The sequence below is a fragment of the Peptoniphilus indolicus genome, assembly GCF_900454665.1.
Classification (GTDB): domain Bacteria; phylum Bacillota; class Clostridia; order Tissierellales; family Peptoniphilaceae; genus Peptoniphilus; species Peptoniphilus indolicus.
In genome coordinates, this window is sequence record NZ_UGTH01000001.1 from 206,092 (window position 1) to 230,077 (window position 23,986).

Sequence of the window (23,986 nt, forward strand, 5' to 3'; positions counted from 1 at the left end):
ATATTTTAACAATCCATTTTATCTAAATCTCAAATTTCTCCAAAATAAAAAACATTGAACCAAAGTCCAATGTTCCCTAAATTAATTTATTTTTTCACTCTTTAAAAAATCTAAAGCATACTGAGCATACACTCCAGCACCATTTGCAAGAACTTCTTCATCTATATTAAATTTTTCATTATGATGTGGATAACAAGCTCCTATCGCTTCATTTCTAGCTCCTATAAATCCAAAACAACCCGGTTTATCTTTTAGATAGTAAGAAAAATCTTCCCCACCTGTTGTTTTTACCATTTTTTGAAGAGCTTCACTTCCTGCAACTTTTTCAACTGCTTTTTCAGCTATCTTGGAAGATTCTTCATCATTTGTAGTTGCACCTAAAATATAAGTGTAATCCAATTCATAATCAGCGCCATAAGCGTCGCAAACTCCCTTTATAACTCTTCTCATATCATTTTCTATTCTATTTGCAATTTCTTGTGAAAAATATCTGTTAGTCCCTTCCATTTCAGCTTCTCCGGCTATTATGTTGAATCTATTCCCACTGTGGAAACTACCTATTGTAACAGTAACTGAATCAAGTGGGCTATAGTTTCGTGAAACCAATTGTTGAATAGCTTGTACAACTGCAGAACCTACTACAACGGCATCTACTGTTTCATGAGGCATAGAACCATGACCTGACTTACCTTTTATCTTTATATTAAACATATCAGCAGCAGCCATTCTCTCTCCGGCTTCTACAGAAATCTTTCCAGATTCAAGCACTGACCAAATATGAGCTCCATAGATATTTTCTATTTCTTCATACCAAGTTCCCTGCCTCATCATATATTTAGCACCAGTTCCAAGTTCTTCAGCCGGTTGAAAAATTAAGTATATCTTTCCTTCTATATCATCTTTTACAAAACTCAATATTTTAGCAGCTCCAAGTAGCATTGCAGTATGTGCATCATGACCACAAGCGTGCATCTTCCCTTCATTTTGAGATTTATATTCTACATCCGTTTGTTCTGTGACATTTAGAGCATCTATATCAGCTCTAAGACCAACTACTCTTCCCGGTTTCTTCCCCTCAATCCAAGCTATTACACCTGTCTTAGGTTCTTCTTCAGGTATTTCATAAGGTATGCCCATGCTTTCTAATTCTTCTGTAATTTTCTTGGTTGTCTCATGTTCTTGATAAGATAGCTCAGGATGCATATGAAAATATCTTCTAATTTCTGTTATATATTCCTTATTATCTTGTACTAACTGTCTTATATCCATAATCTTCCCCTTCTTAACTACATACCCGGTATCAATATTGGTCCCATTATACCTGCAAGTACAATAGAACCGATAGATACTGTTACAAATCCTGCAACTAGCATCTTTGGTAAAATTTGAGATAGTATTAATTCTTTTTCTTCTTCGTTTCTTGCTACCGCACTTGCAACTTCATTTGAAACTACAAATGTTCCCGGAAAACCAAAAAGAGCTGATGAGCCTATCGCAAATGACATCCATGGACCAACTTTTAAAAACTTTCCAACTACTATAGACAAGATTCCTATACCTATAGTACCCAATACTAAACATATCAATAACGGTAATAATATATTAGCTATATCTTGTGGACTAGCTCCTGCAAGACCGCCATATATTACAGTCATAAGAGCTCCCATTATAACCCCAAAAGAATTTCCTTTATCTAGTGGTTGTCTCTCTAAAAATCCAATTTCAGAAAATACAATGCCAAGTATAAGTGCTAAAACATTTTTATCAATTCTGACAAAAACATTTAATATTGTTACCCCTGTATCAAAGTTTTTAAAAAATCCTGATACTACTGTAGCGACAAGTGCTATAAAAACTGTCTTAGCCAAAAAGTAATTAGCTGATGTATATTTTGGTGGCAACTTAAAAATTGTCTTTCTTTCCACTTGCTTTACTTCTTCATCAGATTGAAAGCTCTCCCCGCTATCTTTTAATTTTAAAATACTATTTGCTTCTTTTCTCAAACAAAATGATGCAAGGGGATAACCTACGAACCCTTGAAGTACTACTAAAAGAGTGGCTATCAATTTTAAATCATGCCTACCTATAGCTGTTGCAACTTCTGCCATTTGTAACCCAGCTATAATTCCACCAGAAATAGGAGGTGCTGCAACTATTGCAGTTTCATTTCCAACCATAACTCTACCAACTGTCATAAGTAATACAACAATACCAACTATCCCTCCCGCTGCTATTGTCAAAGTTTTCCATTGAGCTATAAGTTGTCTTATATTTAGCATAGATCCCATGTGTACAAGTAAAGTAGTTATAAATAGAGCTCCAAAACCATATAACAATGAGTCCTTAAAAAGTGTTTCTGGAACTCCCATCCAAAAACCCGCTAAAAAAATTGCCGAGCAAACAAAAAGAGATGGCACTATACTCTTCGTTGCAGCAGCCACTATGTCTCCAATAGTAAGAACGATAAAAATAAATAATAATGCTTGTAAAGAATCCATATTTCTCCTCCTCTATTTAGTGCTTTTAACCATTAAAGCAAATGGTTTGTCGATTATTATACTCTTGTAAATTTTATTTGTCAATTAATTTAAATATAAAAATATTAATAAATCATATCTACGCTAAAAAATTCAATACACAAAAAATACTCTTAACCATTGCGATTAAGAGCACTTTAATAACACTATAAAATTATTTTTTATAAATCTAACATTCCACCTTTTGTATACAAATCATAATAATATCCCTTTTTATCCATAAGGTCTTCGTGAGTTCCTCTTTCTACAATTTTTCTATCTCTCATCACGAGTATCTCATCTGCATTTTGAACTGTTGTAAGTCTATGCGCAATAGTTATGGTCGTTCTTCCCTTTGATAACTCTACCAAAGACTCTTGAACTATTTGCTCACTCTTATTATCAAGAGCAGATGTCGCTTCATCTAAAATTAATATCGGTGGATTTTTCAAAAATACTCTCGCTATAGAAATTCTTTGTTTTTGACCACCTGAAAGTTTTACTCCTCTCTCTCCAACATAAGTTTCAAGACCATTTGGCAACTTCTCAATAAATTCAAGAGCTCCTGCCATTTTAGCAGCTTCTAAAACTTCCTCATCTGTTGCCTTTGGATTGCCATATCTTATATTTTCAAGAACAGTACCCGAGAAAAGATATACGTCTTGTTGCATTATTCCTATATTATTTCTCAAAGATTCAAGTTTTATTTCTCTTACATCTCTTCCATCCACTTTTATCGAACCACTTGTGACATCGTAAAATCTTGGAATTAAATTACATATGGTAGTCTTACCCGCTCCGCTCGGTCCAACTATAGCTAGATTTGCTCCTGGATTTATCTTCAAATTAAATTTTTCTAAAACATTTTTAGTATCCGACTCATATTTAAAATCTACATTTTCAAACTCTATCAGACCTTTTACCTTACCCATTAAAACTGCATTCTCAGAATCTACAATCTCTGATTTTGCATCCATAATTTCTGTAAATCTTTCAATGCCTGTCATACCTCTTTGGAATTGTTCTGTAAATTCCACTATTCTTCTAACAGTTGTAAGCAATGAAGTCACATACATAACATAAGCCATCATATCTCCGGCAGAAATCTTATTTGATATCATAAATAGTCCACCGCATGAGATTATTATAAGATACATAATTCCGTCGAAACTTTTTGTAACGACAGTAAAGCCTGCCATTGCCTTGTAAAATATTTCTTTAATTCTTAAAAACTTTTTATTTTCTCTTTCAAATTTTTCAGTTTCAACTTTTTCATTTGCAAAACTCTTTACAACTTTTATACCTAATAGAGAATCTTCTATAGATGAGTTCAAATCACCTACTTGCACTCTTTGCTTAGCTTGTGCTGATTTCATTATCATTCTAAATTTTGTTGAAGTGTATATCATCAAAGGCAATGTTGCGAATAATACTAAAGTTAAATTCATATTTATATTTATAAGAATCACAAATGAGAAGAATATTTTTATAAAACCTATAAAATATTCTTCGGGACAATGGTGTGCAAATTCTGTAATATCAAATAAATCGTTGGTTATTCTACTCATCAGAACTCCAACTTTTGTTTCATTATAGAATGAATCACTCATACTTTGAAGATGTGAGTAGACATCTGAACGCATATCCGTTTCTATCTTTGCGCCCATTATATGACCTATACTAGCCATATAATATGAAGCCACTAATTCGATAATTTTTAAACCTAAAAATAATAGAGATAATCTAACTACAAGTTCAACGGTTAGAGAATTCATATCTCTTAGTCCCGTATTTGTTAAAGTTCTAAGAATTAATGGCAATGCCATTTCAGAAGCTGTTGTAAATCCCGCACAAAGTAAATCAATTAACAGTATGAATCTATATTTATAAAAATAGGGATATACTCTCTTTATTAAATTTATATTTTTCAATTAATCACCTTCCTCAGCTTAAGATTTTATAATATAAAAATTTACTTTTCAATTGTATATCAGTTATAATTGACATTAATTTGTATAAAGCTTAAACTCTTATCTGGAGGTAATTATGGAGAACACCAAAAAACTTGCAAAATCTACTCTTGCCATAATTGTGTTTTCACTTGTTGGTAAGTTAATGGGATTTGTCAGAGAATCTCTTCAAGCAGGAGTGTTTGGAGCTACTAACGAGATGGATGCTTTTATAGCTGCTCAATCAGCAACAGCTATTGTATCTGCTCTAGTCACTACAGCTATCGCAACCACTTTTATTCCTGCTTTAACTAAGGCTGAAAATGAACTTGGAGAAAATCAGAGGAATTACTTTACTAATAATTTACTTACTTTAGCTACTATCTTTTCTATAGTCGTAGCTATATTGGGTTATTTATTTGCCCCGCAACTTGCAGTTTTATTTACAACAAAGACAAAACCTGAGGTATATTTGTTGGTTATAAAACTTATAAGACTTGGAATTCCAGTTGTAGTCTTCTCAGCAGTTGTAGGAGTTTTTACAGGTTTCCTACAATACAATAATAGATTTGCTGCCGCCGGAGCGATAAATATACCACTTAACCTTTGCTATATCTTCTTCTTATTGTTTATGACAAATATGGGAGGAATTTATGGACTTACAATAGTATCTGTAATTGGTGTGTTGGCTCAGATTATATTTCTTCTTCCAGATTCTATTAGACAAGGTTATAGACCTAAACCTGTACTCAATTTAAAAGATAAATATGTAATGGAAGCTTTGGCATTAGCTGTGCCGGTTCTTATGAGTTCAGCTGTAAACGACATAAATGTCATAGTAAATAGAAAACTTGCTGCAAATATGGTTGAAGGTTCAGTTTCAATTTTAAATTATGCAAACAAGATGAATCTTATGATTCTTGGAATTTTTATTGCTGCTATAACTTCAATAATTTTCCCTACAATGTCTCGTGCATTTAGTAGCGATAATAAAATCCAAGGAAAAAGAGTTATGAATGCATCAGTTAAGCTAGTGCTTTTCTTGACAATTCCTGCAACAGTTGGAATGATTGTACTGGCAAGACCTATCGTCGATGTCGCTTTCTTACACGGTGTCTTCACTAAACAAAATGCAATTGATACAACTGCAACTTTAAGATTCTACACCCTTGCTTTGATATCAATGTCTGTATCTATGGTACTGAATAGAGTTTATTATTCTATAGCTGATACTAAGACACCTTTTGTAGTTGGTCTTATAAATGTAGTAATAAACGTCGTCTTAAACTTGCTCGTAGCCCATAGATTTGGAACTCGTGGTCTTGCAGCTTCTGTTTCCATAGCAACAACTGTTGCAGTTTTAATTTCTTTTATACTTTTAAGACGAAAAATAGGAAATCTTGGCACTAAATCATATATAAGAGCGCTTATAAAGACTACACTTTCAGCTACTCTTATGGGATTATTTGCGCTAATCTATTTCCCAATTGAATCAATTTTAATAAATCCAAATATGTCAAATGCAACTTCTACTATAGTTAAACTGGTTATACTTTTGATTGTAGTTGCAATAGCTGCATTAATATACGGTATATCAATGTATGCACTTGGCGTTCGAGAAATACGAGATGTAGTAAATATAATAAAGAAAAAACTAAAGAAGAGTGAAATTTAATCACTCTTCTTCTCTATTTCCAAATTAAATTTTCATACCCTGCTATTCGCTTCTTCGAATTAATGAGGTATCTATTTTTGACTAACTCAAACATTGGCCTGTCCGCACTGTAAGAATCAGAAAAACACATTGAGCTATCATAATCTATTTCAAATCCCTTTTCTTTCAAATGTGCATCTATACGTCTAACTTTTTCATACGACTTGTTATTTTGAGTTATGATATTACAAAACTTGTCTAAATCAGTCCCCATTACAACATCAAAATCTAAATACTTGTTGAAATACTTCAAATAATTATACGGAGAAGCTGAAACCAACATCTTGTATTCTACATTAAGTTCTTTTAAAATTTTAAGTCCATCTTTTAGCATATGGTTTTCATACACATAATCAGCAAATTCCTCAAGTTCTTCCTCTGTAAAAAGATGAATTACCTGGCAAATTTGATTTTTAAAAAATTTTAAATCTCTCTCTATTGCATAACCAAAAGAACCCTTTACAATTCTATTTATATATTCAAAGCCATTTGCCTTTTTTAGAATTCTTGCATACTTCCACAACAAAACTATAGTATCTTCCGTTGTAAGTGTCTTGTCAAAATCAAACAATGCTATTTTTTTCAATACACACCTCTCCTCAATTTGATTATACTATAAACATTGACTAAATTTCATTTTTAGTCGAAAATATTATTGGTGATTATTATGAACGAAAATAAGATAATTCATATTGATATAGATGCTTTTTATGCCTCAGTTGAAGAAATTGACAACCCAAGTTTAATAGGAAAACCCGTAGTAGTAGGCGGTCGCTCAAATCGTGGCATCATAACTACTGCAAACTACGAGGCGAGAAAGTATGGTCTTCACTCGGCTATGCCACTTTTTATTGCTAAAAATTCATGCCCCAACTTAATTATAGTTCCGGGAAGAATGCAGAGATATTTAGAAAAATCAAAAGAAGTTTTTGATATACTCCACAGCTACACCGAAATTTTAGAAAAAGTTTCCATAGATGAAGCGTACTTAGACCTATCAAATTCTCTTAACTCAGTAGACGTTGCAAAACAAATAAAAAATGAAGTTAAAGACAGAACAGGTTTGACAGTTAGTTGTGGAATTTCATACAACAAATTTTTAGCCAAACTCGCTAGCGACTGGAATAAACCTGACGGATTAAAAGTTATTTCCAAAAATGATGTTCCTGATATTTTACTCCCACTCGATATAAAAAAAGTGCACGGTTTAGGAAGAAAATCCCAAGAAAAGCTTAGAAACATAGGAATAAATACAGTTGAAGATATGTTTCAACTCGATTTAGAATTTTTAGAAAAAATATTTGGAAAAATGGGTTATGAAATCTATCAAAGAATTCGTGGAATAGACAATAGAGCTGTAAATTCACAACGCAGTAGAAAAAGCTTAGGTGTCGAAAGAACTTTCCCCGACACACGTGATAAGTACATTCTACTAAACAGATTAATACAGTATTCAGTAGAGCTCTCAAAAGATTTAAGTTCTAAAAATTTAGGATTTAAAACTTTAACTCTAAAACTTAAAACCTTTGATTTTAAAATAAATACTCATTCCAAAACTTACTCACATGTCATAAATGATAAACAAGAAATTGAAAATCTTGCCTTAGAACTTTTCAACACTCATTACAAAGGCGAAAAACTTAGGCTTATGGGAATATCTGCTTCAAACCTTCAACCACTAAACTCACTACAATTTAACTTTCTTCATAATTGGTAATTTTTACCTAACATTAAAATTTAATGGATCTTAATCAAATTAAAAAAGTAATAGGTAGCATTACTATTGTAAAAATAAAATCTATGTTTCATATAGCTTTGACAATAAAATATAAAATTAAAAATTCTATAAACGAAAACTCAAGTACACTATTTAAATACTATTTAAGAAATCTACACTATCTAAAATTTTAGCGGAATTTAGATAGTAAATCTATAATATATTTAAGCTATTAGAATATGAAATAACTTGTATTTAAAAACTTTTCTTGATTAAACTATCATAAACAATATTAAATAGAATAATAAAAAATATGTACCTTATACAATAGCTAACAACAGATTTAAAATCAGTATATAAGTACCAAAAGAAAAACCCGTTTTAACACATTAAGAAAATTTTGAGGATAAATGTGGCAAAAAAATATCCGATGTATGTAAACTCTTGAAAAAATAATTGAACTGAACTATCAGCATATTCTAAATATTCACAAGGAATAAGACATCTAATATCCACATTCCTCCAAAAAATTTAATAGATAGTTAATAAAAGTAACAAAAACAAAACTATATTTCTAAATGACTATATTAGCCCAAAAACTTGTACATATCAATTGCAGGCTCAACTAGAAAATTGACAAATAGAACAAAATTATGAATCAGATACTATCGCAACTAACAATATTTTTTGAAATCAGAATCTAAATTTTGATTTCATCGTAATAAAAAATTTAAAGAGTTTTCATCAAATAAAGGCTCCCCTTTGTCTGAAAACCAATCCTTGACAAAAACTCCCAAATTTTAAAAAAATAATTAAACAAAAAGATAGATTCCAACAGTCTGATTGTCTACCTTTAATTTTATAACTAATCTTAATTTCTAATGAAATGCATACCCTAAATAATAAATAGATAATGGTTAATATGCTACAATTCAAAGTTCGTGTAAATACTATTAACTTTTCATGCATCTTAATATTTTCTCCAATGCATTTTTATCACTGTCTATATATATGATTTTTTCTTCACACTCATCATATACTTGAGCACACTTTATATGACAACCACAAATTATTATTACATAATCCCAATCTTTTTCATCAATGTAGTATCCAAAATAATACATAGGTAATTTCTCTTTTATTTGTTTATAGAGTTCTCTTCGGTCATACTTTGACTGACAACCTCCACAAAATTTTATTCCTATTCTCATTTTTGTTAGTTATTTTCTAATTTTTTGGCTAATTCTCTTTCTTCTTTATCTGCAAGAATTAGATTTAATAGTACACCTATACACAAGCCCCAAGCTGCACCTTTAGCGGCTATAACTGCTCCCATTACACCTGCAATACCTTTATCTAGTTCTGAGTTTGTCATATTTATCGCCAATCTTACACAGACAAACCCTTGTACTAACAATGTCATACTGAGTGCCGCTGGAAGAATTGGTTGTACAAAAGTAACTATTGGAGTTACCATAACTGCTATAAAGGTAAACCATCTAAATGTTCCCACACCTGAAAATATACTCTCCATCTTTTCCGGACCATCTTTATATCTCTCTGCAACGGATGCTGTAACTGCGGCCCACAAAGGTCCTGCTAAAGTTGGATATGCACACACTAAAGATTCTATTAAGTTTCTTATACCGCTTATTATATTTGACCTGTTTGCATCAAATACTATCTTTTCATCTTGTCTTTTTTCGTCTGCTTCTGCTAACAATGCACCTGAAGTTACAAAATCACCAAAAGCTATTATATAAACTACTATTGCCATAGGCAATGCTGCTAAAAATACTTCCTTAGTTGGCCAACCTATTGCAAAAGGACTCACTGTTTGTATTATCCCTGCAAAGTCAGGTATTTTTATAATTGGGAACCATTTTACCGGTGGTATCGGATATTCTCCTGCCAACGGACCTACTATAACTGCCAATAAAATGGCTGGTAACATCCCTAAGCCTCCTATGAAGCCAAATATTCCCTTGTTATTTTTTAACTTTTTAAATCTCTTTGAGAATAATAAATAGTATGCAAGTATTGAACATAAAGCTATTGTTATTGGAGTTGAATCAAATCTCTTCCCAGGGCTAAATTCTCCTATTACAGATGCAAACCCAGCACCCATTAATATACCTGCTTTTAATGAACTTGGAACTATACCCAATAGTTTCCCTGCAACGCCTGTAAGTCCCATAACTATAAATATTATCGCTATTATTAATTGCAATGCAATCAGCGCCTGTATTCTTTCAGGTCCCATCGGGAATGTACTCAAAAATGCTATCGTCAAAGGTATGGATGGTGTTATCCACCCAGGCACTACCGGATCTCCCCATGTTGCATGTAATGTATATAAGAATCCATTTATTATTACCATTCCCCAAGCTAGCTCAAATGGTATGCCTAATACGTCAGTTATTACTGGAACTGCTCCTAGACAAGTAGCACTCATGAGCAATGCTTGGAATAGTTCTGACAGTTCTATCCTATAATGCAATATTGGCAGTCTATATGTGAACATCCCAAGTCTAATCCCGGGTTGCTCCATTCCGTATTCTCTCTTCATAATATCTACCCCTACTAAATTTTTAGTTCATCATTAAATTTCATATTATGAGCTTTTATAAGTTCATCTCTAAAATCTGGATGTGCTATTCTTATAAGAGCCTCTGATCTCTGTCTCAATGTCTTACCTTTCAATTCTGCTATTCCATATTCTGTAACTATATAATCTACATCATTTCTTGATGTTGTAACTGCTGCTCCTTCATCTAAGCACGCTACTATTTTTGATGTTTTACCTTTTACTGTACTAGGCATAGCTATAATAGACCTACCATTTTTAGCCATTGAAGCTCCTCTTATAAAATCAACCTGACCTCCAACTCCGCTTATTTGATTTTTCCCAATTGATTCTGATGCTACTTGTCCCATCAAATCAACTTGTACGCATGAATTTATAGAAACTAAATTATCTTCTTGCATTATTATACAAGGATTGTTTACATAATCTACCGGCATCATCTGTACCATTGGATTGTCGTTTACAAAATCATATAATTCTCTCGTCCCCATTAAGAATGTTGCAACCATTTTCCCTTTGTATAAATTTTTACATTTGTTTGTTATGACTCCTTTTTTTACTAAATCTATAACACCATCTGCAAACATCTCTGAATGGATCCCTAAATCTTTTTTATCATCTAAAAAGCTTAGAACTGCATCCGGTATTGCCCCTATTCCTAATTGAAGAGTATCTCCATCTTCTATTAGAGTTGAACAATATTTACCAATTTTCATTTCTACATCTCCTATATTTGGTCTAGGCAATGTATATATAGGTTCATCATATTCAACTATATAATCTATATCAGAAATGTGAATGAAACTTTCTCCCATAGTTCTTGGCATATATTTATTTACTTGAGCTATAACAATCTTTGCATTTTCACATGCTGATTTTGTATAATCAACTGATATACCTAAACTCACATACCCAAAATCATCCGGTTTAGATACCTGCACCAATACTACATCTATAGGCATTTTAGTTCTAAATAATTTAGGTATTTCAAAAAAGAACGATGGTGTAAAATCCGCTCTACCTTCATGAACTGCTTTTTTAGTATTTGAACCTAGGAAAAAACCATTATGCTTAAAGTGTTTTTCCATACCTTCATCACAATATTTTGCAGATCCCATAGGTACCATGTGTACTATCTCAACATTTTCTAGATTTTTATAATTTTCAACCAAGTTATCTATTAAATATTTAGGTTCTCCACATGCATGTTCAAAAACTACTCTATTTCCTGATTTAATATTTTCTATCGCAGTATGTACATCTACTAACTTTGAGTTATATTCCTCTAACCAGTTCAAAATATCTCTCCTCACTCATGTCTAAGAAATGTTTTTGCATATTCCCACATTTTATCACTTATATCTGTATACAATCTTACGTCAATAATTTCCCCTTTAAATTCTTCTACCACTTTACTTTTTACAATTTCTTCAGTAGTTATTTGTGCTGATGGACAATAGCTACAATTGCCGGCTAAGGCAATTGTAACTACTCCATCTTCTATAGATTTAATATTTATTTTCCCACCATGAGAAGAAATTATAGGTTCAACTTTACTCTTTATAAAGTCTTCTACTCTTATATTCAAATCTTTATCTGACATTTTTCTCCTAATTATTTATCTTTTGAAACATCGACGTGTGCAATTCTTCTTGCCATTTCTTTTTTAGCTTCAAGATTTCCTTGTCTTGCTATCATTATTCTTTGAGCTTGTGGAGAACCTGCCCCATGCATTGATTCTGTTCTATATCCAACTGCGGCTGTTCCTAAAGTTATATTTTCAATAAGTCTTAACACTCTCATTCTATTTTCTGTTGATGTCCCAACCTTACCATTTAAAAATTTTTCAACCCAAGGTCCTGTAAACTCACCCTTTAAATCTTTTTCAGAAGGCATTGTTACCATCAATCCTCCCGCTATATCTTCAGCTAGTCTTGCTATTTCATAAGGGAATCTTGTTACATTTTGCTTACATACGTTTGCAAGTAATAAATCAATTAAATATGCCCCTGAATCAGTTTTACTTCCTTCCGCTGAGCAAGCCAGTGAACAAGCCCACATAGTTTCGTTCAAATGTTGCATTTCTATAATTTTGTCTTTAATGTGGCTGGCCTTAGGAACGCCATTGTAGTCTGCTGCTAATGCTGCTGCTCCAATAAGTACATCTCCAACGCCTGTTTTACATGCATAAGATTGTCTATGATATCCTGCAAATCTCTCAACTAACATTCCTGCATATTTCCATTCTCCACACATAAACACTCTTTCATTTGGAACAAAGACATCATCAAATATTACTAGAGCTTCTTGTCCCCCGTAAGTATTATTTCCAAGATCAATATCAGCTGCTTCTTCTAATTTTCTTGTGTCACATGATTGACGACCATAAATCATAAATACGCCTTTTGCATCAGTTGGAATTGCAAAACTTACAGCATAGTCTTTGTCATCTTCGCCCATTGCTATTGTAGGCATGATTAAATGTTCATGAGAATTTATAGAGCCGGTTTGATGAGCTTTTGCTCCTCTTACTATAATTCCATCTTCTCTAACCTCTTTAATGTGGACATACATATCGGGATCTTTTTGTTTCGAAGGCGCTAATCCTCTATCTCCCTTAGGGTCTGTCATTGCTCCATCAACCGTCCAGTCATTTTTTTGACATTCAAGTAAGTACTTTTTAAATCTTTCGTGATAATTAGTCCCGTTTTCTCTATCAATTTCATATGTTGTTGAATAAATTGAATTAAAAGCATCCATTCCTACACATCTTTGGAAACAACTTGCTGTTTTTTGCCCAAGAAGTCTTTGCATTTTAATCTTCTTGACTAAATCTTCTCTACTTTGATGTATATGACAAAATCTATTTATTTTTTCTCCTGTTAGATGGCTGGTTGCAGTCATTAAATCCTCGTACTCAGGATCATGTGCCAAATCATAAGTCATTGCAACAGAATTTATAGACGGCCTTATAATAGGATTATCTACCGGGTTTTCCACCCTTTCTCCAAACATATACACCTTAATATCCAACTTTCTTAAACTTTCGATATACTCTTTCCCTGTCATTAACATAATAATTCTCCTCTCATTATTATCTTATTGCTTACTATATCTTACACTAATATATACAGCAAAATTCATGCCAACTTTATATTTTAAGAAAACTCTATAATTAGGTCTTTTTTGAAGTGGTTATAATTTAATTATTTTTAAATTATTTCAATTATGAAACTATAAATGTACTTTTATTTAACACTACTGTAATTAACTACTATCTTTGTTGAAAAATATAAATTGCAAATTTGATATTAATTCCAAATTTGCAATTTATATTTTTTATATTCTCAATTTTTTAATTCTTCTACAAAGTTTTGATTCAGTTATACCTAAAATCTTTGATGCTTCTTTTTGTGAATTAGTGTAATCTATAACTTCTTTGATTATCTTTTTCTCATATTGATCTAACATTTCATCAAGGTTACTTCCACTTTCAAAAATATTTTTCTTTTGTACATTTTTATTACAATTTACCATATCTTCCGGTAAATCCCATTCTTCTATACAGTTATCTCTACTTAAAATTACAACCCTCTCTACTATATTCTTTAACTCTCTAACGTTTCCATACCAATTATTTTTATAAAATATTCTAAGTACTTTATCTGAAAAATACTTTTTAGTTTTATTTATTTTATTATTTTCTCTTAAAAAATGTAGCGCTAAAGGAATTATATCTTCTCTTCTCTCTCTTAAAGGTGGTATATGTATCGGAATTACGTTTATCCTATAATACAAATCTTGTCTAAAAGACTTCTCACTTACCATCTTTTCTAAATCTCTGTTTGTCGCACTTATTATTCTCACATCTATTGGAATATCCTTATCTGCTCCTATTTTTCTTATTTTTTTATTTTGTATTACTTTTAGTAATTTTGCTTGAAGTTCTAATGGTAATTCACCTATTTCATCTAGAAACACTGTGCCATTATTCGCAATTTCAAATATTCCTTTTTTACCTTTTTTCAATGCCCCTGTAAAAGCTCCTGACTCATATCCAAATAACTCTGATTCTATTAAATTTGCTGGAATTGCAGAACAATTTATTTCAACAAAAGGCCCATCTTTTCTGCTCCCAATTTCATATATATATTTTGCTATAACATCTTTTCCAACTCCAGTTTCACCTGTAATTAATACAGATACATCATAATTCGCTACTTTTTTAGCTTTATTTAGAATCATTTTCATTATATGTGAATTATATATAACCTTACTTTCCTGATCTATTAAATATTTAAGCATTAATATATTTTGTTCACTTTCATCCAACTTATCTTTTAATTCATTTATTTCAGTAACATCTCTTACTGTAGTCACAACTATAGATATTTCAGAATTTTTAGAAAAAATTGGCGTACTTGTAATTACGACTTGATTTTTATTATTTAGAATCTGATTAATAGTTACTTCTTCTAAATTCTCAATAACTTTTAAAGTCCCAGATGTATTTATAAGCCCTTCTTTTATCACTTGTTCCATTTTCTTGCCTATAAATAAACTCCTACTTGTTCCACTTATTCTTTCATATGCCTTGTTTACGAAAATTGTAAGTCCTTCCCCATCTGTTATATAAACTCCATCACTAAGTTTATCCAATATCTCTCCTAGCAGCATTAAATTATTGAGATCTTTATTTTTATCAAAAATTTCTTCAAAGATCTTACCTGTAATATTGTCTGATGATTCTATAAATTTTTTTCTCAATTAGATTCTCCTTTACAATTAGTTATAAATTTATAATCACAGTCCTCATTTATCTAAACTTTAAATTTCAGATCTATAATTAAGCTTCATTAAATTCTAATTATTTCATCTAAACACATTTTAGATAAATCTTTTTCTTACATGTACACTATTTTTAGAACTCATTAAAATTTTTATTAAGCCATATTTGCCAATACTAATAATTATAAAGAATGTAAATTTCAACATATATGTCTCATTTTTATAACAATTTAAGCCTTTAAAATAATTGCTTGAAAAGATTAGAATATGTTGATCTAACCAAATATTCTAAATTTAATTTTTAAATAACTTTTTATTCTTTATAAAACAGTTATTCATTGTTTAATGCATCTATATTATTTATATCATTTAATTTAAAATATTTCTATCTCAATATTAACTTTGATTTTGCCCTTGTTAATATGAAACAACTAATTAAAGCAATAGCACCTATCTATACTTGAACAAAATATATTAAATTTAGTTTTTAATTGTCACAATAATTTATATACTTTTTTTGTAATCATACTTAATTACCCTCTTTAACTGTTTTCAAGCAAAGAGGGTAATTACTATCAATCTATATTATCTAAATTTGAACAAAAAAATAACTCACTAAATAGTGAGTTAAAATGGTGCGGGAAAGAGGACTTGAACCCCCACTCCATTGGAACTAGATCCTAAGTCTAGCGCGTCTGCCAATTCCGCCATTCCCGCATGAGTTATGTCTTAACAACAAAAATAATTATACCTAAAATTTATACTTAGGTCAAGTGTTTTTAAACAAATATTTTCAAATTCGAGTAAAAAAACTCACTAAATAGTGAGTTAAAATGGTGCGGGAAAGAGGACTTGAACCCCCACTCCATTGGAACTAGATCCTAAGTCTAGCGCGTCTGCCAATTCCGCCATTCCCGCATAAGTTACATCTTAATAACGAAAACAATTATACCTAAAATTTATATTTAGGTCAAGTGTTTTTAAACAAATATTTTCAAATTTAAGCTTTTAGAGTAAATATTTTTAATTAGTTATTGTTAATGTTATAATATCTCAAAAGAGGTGAAAAATTGAAACAAAAATTTATTGAATTTATGAGAGGAAGATATGCTGCTATTTATGGCACAGATGCTTTAAGTAAATTTCTATTAATTGTTTTTATAATAGAGAGAATAATTTATAGATTTGCATATAAATTTCAAGGAGCAGATATAATTTCATTGACATTGGTAGTAATAGTTTACTATAGAGGACTTTCAAGAAATATCAACGCGAGATATGAAGAAAATAGAAAGTTTTTGTCTATTATATCTTCCATTAGAAAACCATTTAATAGAGCAAAAAATAATTTGTCTGATAGAGATTTTAAGTACATAGAATGTCCTAATTGTAAACAAGAATTGAGAGTTCCAAAGAAGAAAGGAAAAATTTTAGTTACTTGTAAAAAGTGTAAAACAAAATTTAACGCTAGAACATAGTTAACAATATTCATACAATAAAAACAATAGTAAACTTAAGCATATAAATAATTGACATTATATCCATAAAACTGTATTCTTTTATAGAGGTGTTTTATGGATATTTTTGAATTGAAGGATAAAGTCATAGCTGGTTATGATTTAACTAAAGAAGAGGCAATGTCTCTATACAAAGCGGATTATGAAGATTTAAAAAAATGTGCAAATGAAATTCGTGAACACTATTGTGGTACAAATTTTAATTTTTGCACTATTATAAATGCAAAGAGCGGAAAGTGTTCAGAAGATTGTAAATTCTGTGCTCAGTCAGGTCATTATGGACACAATTCAAATGAATATGGTCTTTTAAAGGAAGATGTAGTAGTTGCTGATGCTCAAAAACAAAAAGATGTTGGAATAGAAAGATATTCTTTGGTTACAAGTGGTAAGAGATTGTCAGATGAAGAAGTTGACAGAGTGTGTGAGACAATTAAAAAAGTTAAGTCAGATGTAGGTGTTGAAGTTTGTGCTTCTTTTGGTCTTTTGTCTAAAGAGAATTATCAAAAACTTTATGATGTAGGCGTTAGAAGAGTACATAACAATTTAGAATCATCAAGGGAATTTTTTGCAACTGTTTGTTCAACACACAGTTTTGATGAAAAGATAGATGCTATAAAAGCTGCTCAAGAAGTTGGAATGGAAGTTTGTAGCGGAGGTATTATAGGTCTTGGAGAGTCAAGAGAGGACCGTATAAACATGGCATTTGATTTAAAAGAGTTAAAGGTTGATTCTGTTCCTGTTAATATTTTAAATCCAATAAAGGGTACTCCTATGGGCGACAATGAGCGTTTAACTCAAGAAGAAATCAATAGAACTATTGCCATTTATAGATTTATTTTAAAAGATGTATATATAAGACTTGCAGGCGGAAGAGCACTGCTTAGTGATACTGGAAAAGAAAGCTTTATGAGTGGAGCGAACGCAAGTATTTCAGGCACACTATTGACAACTCAAGGAATGGATCCAAAGACAGATATAGAAATGATAAATGAACTTGGATATAAAGTTGTAGTATGAAACTATCATGTGCTATAATTCTTTTGAATGGAGGAGATTATGGACCTTAGAGACAAAATAAGAGCACTTAAAGATTATCCAAGTGAAGGCATAATTTTTAGAGATATCACAACATTGCTTAAAGAATCTGATGGATTTAAAGAGGCAATTGACCAAATAAGCGATTTGAGAAATGATGAAATTGATGTTGTAGTTGGTATAGAAGCAAGAGGATTTATAGTTGGAGCACCTATAGCATATAAAAAAGGTTGTGGATTTGTTCCTGTTAGAAAACCTGGAAAGCTTCCTTCTGAAACTGTTTCAAAAGAATATTCACTTGAATATGGAACTGATAAGATTGAAATGCACCAAGATGCAATCAAAGAAGGGACAAAAGTACTTATAGTTGATGACCTTTTAGCAACTGGTGGAACATCAAAAGCTGCTATTGAACTTATTGAAAGCCTTGGTGGAGTGGTAATTGGACTAGACTTTTTAATTGAATTAGAGGATCTTCCTGGAAGAGACGTTTTAAAAGGTTATGATGTAAGAAGTGTAATAAAATATTAAATAAAAAATATAAAGTTCTAAATGTCCGTTGTAAATAAAACAAACGAACATTTAGAACTTTTTTAATTAAAAGTTTCTATTTTTTCTATGGATAAACTTTCCATATTCTCGAGTTCCTTTAAATTCTCCGTCTTGTGCAACAAGAGTTCCTCTTGAGAATACTAAATGAATTCCGCAATTCACTTCCAAACCTTCATAAGTGTTATAATCACACACTGAATGTTGCGTGTCAACGCTTATCTTTTCATTTTTACTTGGATCTATTACCATTATATCGGCATCTGTTCCAATTTCTAAGCTTCCCTTTTCTGGATACATACCAAATATTTTTGCTGAGTTTGTACTTACAACATTTACAAAAGTATTTAAGTCTATTTTGTCTTTTTGCACACCTTCTGAAAATAATATCTTTATTCTCTCTTCAACTCCTGGTGCTCCTCCAGGTGAATTGGTAAAGTTTTCAATTCCCTTTGATTTTTCAGTAGCATAGATAAATGGACAATGGTCAGTTCCAACCGTAGCTACATCCCCATCTTTTAATGCCTTCCACAATACATCTTGGTCTTTCTTTTTTCTAAGAGGAGGTTGCATTAAGTACTTAACCCCTTCTTTTGCTCCATCTTTAGAATATACATCATCAGTTAACATTAAATATTGAGTACAAGTTTCAGAATAAACTTCCTGCCCCATCTCTTTTGATAATTTTATTCTCTCCACAGATTCTCCAGCTGAAGTATGCACAATATATACAGGCACATCCACAAGTTTAGATAAATTTAGAAGAGTGTCAACAGATTCTGCCTCTGCTTCATTTGGTCTTGTCGCCGGAAAATATTTTACATCTGTATGACCAGCTTCCATTGCTTTTTCAATCAAATGTTTTGTTATTAAATCATTCTCACAATGTATCGTCAACAGACCTCCGGAACTCTTCATCTGTTTTAAAATTCTGTAAAAATCTATATCCGTCATTGCATATCCATAAGTAGAATAGGCTTTAAAAGAAGTTATCCCTTCATTTCTTACAATCTCGTCCAATTCTTTTAAAATATCATCGTCAACGTATTGAATAACTCCGTGAAAACCATAATCTACAACTGACTTTTTGGCAAGTTGTCTATATATGTCAATTGAATAGTGTAAATTTGCTCCTTCAGGTCCAAAAGCTATGTGGTCTAATATTGTAGTAGTTCCACCAACAGCCGCCGCAACAGTTCCTGTGTAAAAATCATCAGCAGACCTATATAGTGGCGATTGTTGAAGTTCCATGTGCGTATGAGGGTCTATCCCCCCTGGCATTACATACATTCCCTTGACGTCATATATTTCATCCGCCTCATCATAGTTTCCAATTCCAACTATTTTTTCATCTTCAATAAGTAAATCAGCTTGTACTACTTTATCCCCAGTAACAATAGTTCCATTTTTTAAAAGCTTTTTCATATATCTTTCCTTTCTATTTTAATCTTCAAATAAATTTATTCATAATAACTTACAACCATAAGTTTTTCAAGCTTATCAACTAAGTTTTCATCTATATCATAATAGGAAATATTTTCAACTCTACAACTAACTATTTCCTCTTTTGATATTTTTTCATAATTTTTATTGTTGTTTAAAGTGACACTCACACTGCTAAATTTCAAATTTTTTTCAGCAAATTTTTTCTTCAATTCCAATATTGTATCAGCTAATTCTTTGCTATTTAAGACACCAACTTTTTTTGTTATACGTTAATATTCCATATTTTTCAAATAAATCTCGGATGTCATAGTCTTTATTCGCTACAATTTCTAAAGTTTCTCCGTTCAATGCGATAAAATTCTTGCCCTGAGTTCTAAATCCAACGTCTCCAAAATTCTCACCTATTATAGTATGGTTAATATCAAATTCGAAATCTTTTCCCAATATTTTAGATACTTCATTCTCTAGTCTATAGATAGTAGACTTGCCACTTTCTACATCCTTTTTATATGTATCATCCTTAACTTTTTTATCGTTTAAAATCACTATAAAATTATTGTCCTTATTTTCTTTGGATTCTATAAAATACATCCCATCTTTTATATACAATGTCTTATCTGCATACTTTTCATTAAGATATTCTTCAACAATTTTTCTATTTTCCATGTCTAATAGCTGATTAAACTTTACAAATACAACACCTATAATAAGTACTACAATTGTCCTAAATTTACAAGAATTCCACTCTATCATAACTATCTCTTAATTAAATTTAAGGGCGCTCATTTCTAAACACCCCTTAAAATTTAATTATATTTCTTCCCACTCATCTACTTTAAATCCAACTAATACTTTTGAACCTTTTATTAAAATAGGTCTTTTTACTAACATACCGTCAGATGATAGCAATTTGTATTGTTCTTCATCTGTCATATCTTTTAATTTGTCTTTTAATTCCATTGAGCGATATAGCTGTCCTGATGTATTAAAAAATTTTTTAAGCGGAAGTCCACTCATTTTGTGCCATTTCTTTAACTCTTCTAATGTTGGATTTTCTTCCTTTATATCTCTATAAGAGTATTCTATATCTTTTTCTTTTAAAAATTTTTCAGCTTTCTTACATGTGCTACATTTTGGATAACATACCATTAAAATTTTTTCCATAATTTATTCCCCCTATATTATCTTTCCAATAAATATACAAAATAATTTTATTCTCATTACGATTTTATTTTCTGATAGATTAATTATTTACCCGAAATTTTTTCATCATAATTATCAGCTGTTATTTTTCCATCTCTTGTATCTACTAAAAAATAAAAATCTTCTCTATTTTTTGATTGCACTGCCATAGTATATTTTCCAGATCCATTATAATAAGTCTTTGCTATATACATATCAGAGCTGTATTTGTTAGAAATATAATTATTTACAACATTTTTACTTCTATAAAAGTTAATTGGATTACCCAATTTTAAATAAAATATTATTAATGCTGATAGTAGTAGCAAAATATATCCATCACTATTTTTTCTCAATAAAGTCCCCTTAAAATTTTAACTATATTTTAAACTCATTTTACTTTTATGTATTAACTAAATATTATCATAATATAGCTTTATTTTACAGCCTTATCACTTGCTATTATAATTCAACTTGCTTAGCTAATTTTATTTATGAGTAGAAATTAAAAAGAAATATTTAGGGAGGTTTATTTATGAAATTATATTATGCACCCGGAACTTGCTCTTTAGCTTGTTGGATAGCACTTGAATGGGCCGGCGCTGATTATGAAGTTGAAAAAGTAGATTATGCATCCGAAGAATATAAAAAGATAAATCCATTGGCAACTGTGCCTGCTGTTGATATAGGTGAATCTCGTATGATGACTCAAGCTGGAGCTATTCTCCAATATATCGCTGAAAGATATCCTGAAAGTAATTTAGGTAGCAATGAAGGAATTGTAAATCATTTTAAATTTAATGAAACCATTTCTTTCTTAACAGGAGATTTTCACCCTGCTTATTGGCCGTTGTTTAGCCCTCAAAGATATACTACACTCACTGACGAAAAAAGTATTGAAGCAGCTCGTGAAGCTTCATTTGCAAGAATAGACCGTGTTATGACACACCTTGACAATTTGATCGGAGATACCAACCATATCTATCAAAATAAACTTACTGTACTCGATGCATACGCATTTGTAATGGCTCGTTGGTCTGTTAAAACCCCTAAGCCATGGAGTGAATATCCTAATGTTGCAAGATTTATGGAAGCTATGCAACAAGATGAAGCAGTTAAAAAATTTTTAGAATTATCTAATAAATAATTTTACAACTCTATAAAATTTATAAACAAATAGGAAATCTATTAACAACTTTAGATTTCCTATTTTAATTTAAAATTTTTATTTTGTTTAGCCTTTATAGCCTAACTAATATATTTTTTATTTAGCTCTATAATATCTGTTAGGGATTTATTCCCCAACAGATATTATAAAGCCAAAAATAAGCTCAGCTGAGCTTATTTAATTTCTTATTTTACAGGAACTATTTTGTCTTTTCCACCCATATACATTCTAAGTGGTGCTGGAATTTTAACTGAACCATCTTCTTGTAGCATATTTTCTAAGAAAGCTATTAACATTCTTGGAGGTGCGACTACAGTGTTGTTAAGTGTATGAGCAAGATAAGTTCCATCTTCTCCTCTCAATTTAATTCCAAGACGTCTTGCTTGAGCATCTCCCAAATTTGAACAAGAACCTACTTCAAAATATTTCTTTTGTCTTGGAGACCAAGCTTCAACATCAACAGATTTAACCTTCAAATCTGCTAAATCTCCACTACAACATTCCAAAGTTCTAACTGGAATTTCAAGACTTCTAAAGAAATCTACTGTGTTTTTCCAAAGCTCATTATAGAAATTCATAGAATCTTCAGGTTTACAGATTATTACCATTTCTTGCTTTTCAAATTGGTGAATTCTATATACGCCACGCTCTTCAATTCCATGTGCTCCAACTTCTTTTCTAAAGCAAGGTGAATAAGATGTCATTCTCAAAGGCATTTTTTCTTCATCTGTGATTGTGTTTATAAATTTACCAATCATAGAGTGTTCTGAAGTTCCTATCAAATATAAATCTTCGCCTTCAATCTTATACATCATATTTTCCATTTCAGCAAAACTCATAACCCCTGTTACAACTTCTGACCTAATCATAAAAGGTGGAATATAATATGTATATCCCCTATCAATCATAAAATCTCTTGCATAAGAAAGAATTGAAGAATGAAGTCTTGCTATATCTCCTCTTAGATAATAGAACCCTGCACCTGAAGTATCTCTTGCAGCATCCAAATCTATTCCGTCAAAGCTTTCCATTATTTCAACATGATATGGAACTTCATACTTAGGAACTACCGGTTCTCCAAATCTTTCAACTTCAACATTTTCTGAATCGTCTTTTCCAACAGGAACACTTTCATCAATGATTTGAGGAATTACAAGCATTCTCTCTTTAAGTTCTACTTCATATTTTTTAGTATCTTCTTCAATTTGAACAAGTGCATCATTTATTTCTTTAACTTTAGCTTTTGTAGCCTCTGCTTCTTCAATTTTCTTTTGAGCCATCAATGCTCCAATTTCCTTTGAAATCTTATTTCTTTGAGCTCTTAAATCATCACCCTTAATTTTTTCTTGGCGAAGTTTTTCATCAATCTCTATTACTTCATCTACAAGTCCTAACTTTTCATCTTGAAATTTCTTTTTTATGTTTTCTTTTACCAATTCAGGATTTTCTCTTAAAAATTTAATATCTAACATTTTCTCACCTTTCTTAAAAAATAAAAAGAGCCTTCTCAATCCCAAAGGGACGAGAAGACCCGCGTTGCCACCCTAATTAGTCTACAAATAGACTCTCTTTAAAACAATAGACTCAAAGGCGGATTCAGTTGCCCTCGTTATTTACTCACACCAAACGTAAACTCTCTAAAAACTCGGCACAACTTACTATTCCTCATCACTGTCCTATAAAAATTAAATTAATTATATCATTTTATAAAATTCTTTTCAAATACTAAGAATTATTTTTTCTAATAGTAATTAAATCTCTTAAAATTATAATTATGCTAAAAGGTTTTATTAAATTTTTACAAGTGTTAAAATACTT

At 31.0% G+C, this 23,986-nt stretch carries 22 protein-coding genes, 2 tRNA genes and 1 other annotated feature; of the genes, 6 read left to right on the forward strand and 18 right to left on the reverse strand.

The window, feature by feature from the left end; genetic code table 11:
* Window positions 1-81: 81 nt before the first annotated feature.
* The 3 genes from DYE58_RS01160 to DYE58_RS01170 all read right to left on the reverse strand — a co-directional run bounded on the left by DYE58_RS01160 (window position 82) and on the right by DYE58_RS01170 (window position 4,447).
* Window positions 82-1,269 (reverse strand): M20 metallopeptidase family protein, encoded by a 1,188-nt coding sequence (locus DYE58_RS01160; RefSeq protein WP_004822704.1) that lies wholly within the window; start codon window positions 1,267-1,269, stop codon window positions 82-84.
* A gap of 17 nt (window positions 1,270-1,286) precedes the next feature.
* Complete coding sequence (locus tag DYE58_RS01165; protein ID WP_004822703.1) at window positions 1,287-2,498, reverse strand: hypothetical protein; 1,212 nt, start codon at window positions 2,496-2,498, stop codon at window positions 1,287-1,289.
* A 200-nt stretch (window positions 2,499-2,698) separates the two neighbouring features.
* The gene (locus DYE58_RS01170; protein WP_115311934.1) at window positions 2,699-4,447 is read right to left on the reverse strand and encodes an ABC transporter ATP-binding protein; all 1,749 of its coding nucleotides are present in this window, start codon (window positions 4,445-4,447) and stop codon (window positions 2,699-2,701) included.
* Window positions 4,448-4,562: 115 nt separating this feature from the next.
* Between DYE58_RS01170 and murJ the strand changes: the two genes are divergently transcribed.
* Entirely contained in the window at window positions 4,563-6,140 is a 1,578-nt protein-coding gene (gene murJ / locus DYE58_RS01175) for a murein biosynthesis integral membrane protein MurJ (RefSeq protein ID WP_004822701.1), read from the forward strand.
* A gap of 13 nt (window positions 6,141-6,153) precedes the next feature.
* Here murJ and DYE58_RS01180 read toward each other — a convergent pair whose 3' ends face one another.
* A complete protein-coding gene (locus tag DYE58_RS01180) occupies window positions 6,154-6,765 on the reverse strand; it encodes an HAD family hydrolase (protein WP_004822699.1) in 612 nt (203 codons plus the stop codon).
* A gap of 81 nt (window positions 6,766-6,846) precedes the next feature.
* On the opposite strand from DYE58_RS01180, the gene DYE58_RS01185 reads away from it, so the two are divergent.
* Window positions 6,847-7,896 (forward strand): DNA polymerase IV, encoded by a 1,050-nt coding sequence (locus DYE58_RS01185; RefSeq protein WP_004822697.1) that lies wholly within the window; start codon window positions 6,847-6,849, stop codon window positions 7,894-7,896.
* Between the two features lie 953 nt (window positions 7,897-8,849).
* Here the strand turns inward: DYE58_RS01185 and DYE58_RS01190 are convergent.
* From DYE58_RS01190 to DYE58_RS01225, 8 genes are all read right to left on the reverse strand, one after another.
* Entirely contained in the window at window positions 8,850-9,107 is a 258-nt protein-coding gene (locus DYE58_RS01190; protein WP_004822691.1) for a hypothetical protein, read from the reverse strand.
* 5 nt (window positions 9,108-9,112) lie between these two features.
* Entirely contained in the window at window positions 9,113-10,465 is a 1,353-nt protein-coding gene (locus DYE58_RS01195; protein WP_004822690.1) for a hypothetical protein, read from the reverse strand.
* A 14-nt stretch (window positions 10,466-10,479) separates the two neighbouring features.
* On the reverse strand, window positions 10,480-11,781 hold the full coding sequence (locus tag DYE58_RS01200) for an acetyl-CoA hydrolase/transferase family protein (RefSeq protein ID WP_040552961.1): 1,302 nt from the start codon (window positions 11,779-11,781) through the stop codon (window positions 10,480-10,482).
* Between the two features lie 11 nt (window positions 11,782-11,792).
* Window positions 11,793-12,086, reverse strand: coding sequence for a NifU family protein (locus tag DYE58_RS01205; protein WP_004822684.1), 294 nt, complete (start codon window positions 12,084-12,086; stop codon window positions 11,793-11,795).
* Window positions 12,087-12,097: 11 nt separating this feature from the next.
* On the reverse strand, window positions 12,098-13,558 hold the full coding sequence (locus DYE58_RS01210; RefSeq protein WP_004822683.1) for a 4-hydroxyphenylacetate 3-hydroxylase family protein: 1,461 nt from the start codon (window positions 13,556-13,558) through the stop codon (window positions 12,098-12,100).
* Window positions 13,559-13,822: 264 nt separating this feature from the next.
* Window positions 13,823-15,250: a sigma-54 interaction domain-containing protein gene (locus tag DYE58_RS01215; protein ID WP_004823423.1), complete on the reverse strand. Its 1,428-nt coding sequence runs from the start codon at window positions 15,248-15,250 to the stop codon at window positions 13,823-13,825.
* A 654-nt stretch (window positions 15,251-15,904) separates the two neighbouring features.
* Window positions 15,905-15,988: transfer RNA gene (locus tag DYE58_RS01220), tRNA-Leu, on the reverse strand.
* Between the two features lie 117 nt (window positions 15,989-16,105).
* Window positions 16,106-16,189, reverse strand: a tRNA-Leu gene (locus tag DYE58_RS01225).
* 152 nt (window positions 16,190-16,341) lie between these two features.
* On the opposite strand from DYE58_RS01225, the gene DYE58_RS01230 reads away from it, so the two are divergent.
* The 3 genes from DYE58_RS01230 to DYE58_RS01240 all read left to right on the forward strand — a co-directional run bounded on the left by DYE58_RS01230 (window position 16,342) and on the right by DYE58_RS01240 (window position 18,354).
* Window positions 16,342-16,749 carry a zinc ribbon domain-containing protein gene (locus DYE58_RS01230; RefSeq protein ID WP_004822681.1) on the forward strand — a complete coding sequence of 136 codons (408 nt, stop codon included), beginning with the start codon at window positions 16,342-16,344 and terminating at the stop codon, window positions 16,747-16,749.
* 96 nt (window positions 16,750-16,845) lie between these two features.
* On the forward strand, window positions 16,846-17,805 hold the full coding sequence (gene bioB / locus DYE58_RS01235) for a biotin synthase BioB (protein WP_004822679.1): 960 nt from the start codon (window positions 16,846-16,848) through the stop codon (window positions 17,803-17,805).
* Between the two features lie 39 nt (window positions 17,806-17,844).
* The gene (locus DYE58_RS01240) at window positions 17,845-18,354 is read left to right on the forward strand and encodes an adenine phosphoribosyltransferase (RefSeq protein WP_040552958.1); all 510 of its coding nucleotides are present in this window, start codon (window positions 17,845-17,847) and stop codon (window positions 18,352-18,354) included.
* A 66-nt stretch (window positions 18,355-18,420) separates the two neighbouring features.
* Here the strand turns inward: DYE58_RS01240 and hydA are convergent, their stop codons facing one another.
* The 5 genes from hydA to DYE58_RS01265 all read right to left on the reverse strand — a co-directional run bounded on the left by hydA (window position 18,421) and on the right by DYE58_RS01265 (window position 21,356).
* Window positions 18,421-19,797 carry a dihydropyrimidinase gene (hydA, locus tag DYE58_RS01245; RefSeq protein WP_115311936.1) on the reverse strand — a complete coding sequence of 459 codons (1,377 nt, stop codon included), beginning with the start codon at window positions 19,795-19,797 and terminating at the stop codon, window positions 18,421-18,423.
* Between the two features lie 35 nt (window positions 19,798-19,832).
* Window positions 19,833-20,027, reverse strand: a complete 195-nt coding sequence (locus DYE58_RS11015) for a hypothetical protein (protein ID WP_156792643.1) — start codon at window positions 20,025-20,027, stop codon at window positions 19,833-19,835.
* Between the two features lie 28 nt (window positions 20,028-20,055).
* Window positions 20,056-20,571, reverse strand: coding sequence for a hypothetical protein (locus DYE58_RS01255; RefSeq protein WP_004822671.1), 516 nt, complete (start codon window positions 20,569-20,571; stop codon window positions 20,056-20,058).
* Window positions 20,572-20,628: 57 nt separating this feature from the next.
* Window positions 20,629-20,982, reverse strand: a complete 354-nt coding sequence (locus tag DYE58_RS01260; RefSeq protein WP_004822670.1) for an arsenate reductase family protein — start codon at window positions 20,980-20,982, stop codon at window positions 20,629-20,631.
* Between the two features lie 83 nt (window positions 20,983-21,065).
* A complete protein-coding gene (locus DYE58_RS01265; protein WP_115311937.1) occupies window positions 21,066-21,356 on the reverse strand; it encodes a YfjL-like protein in 291 nt (96 codons plus the stop codon).
* A gap of 179 nt (window positions 21,357-21,535) precedes the next feature.
* Here DYE58_RS01265 and DYE58_RS01270 point away from each other — a divergent pair, with 179 nt between their 5' ends.
* Complete coding sequence (locus DYE58_RS01270; RefSeq protein ID WP_115311938.1) at window positions 21,536-22,147, forward strand: glutathione S-transferase family protein; 612 nt, start codon at window positions 21,536-21,538, stop codon at window positions 22,145-22,147.
* 206 nt (window positions 22,148-22,353) lie between these two features.
* Here DYE58_RS01270 and serS read toward each other — a convergent pair whose 3' ends face one another.
* Window positions 22,354-23,640: a serine--tRNA ligase gene (serS, locus tag DYE58_RS01275; RefSeq protein ID WP_004822665.1), complete on the reverse strand. Its 1,287-nt coding sequence runs from the start codon at window positions 23,638-23,640 to the stop codon at window positions 22,354-22,356.
* A 42-nt stretch (window positions 23,641-23,682) separates the two neighbouring features.
* Window positions 23,683-23,849 (reverse strand) — a binding site (T-box leader).
* Window positions 23,850-23,986 lie beyond the last annotated feature (137 nt).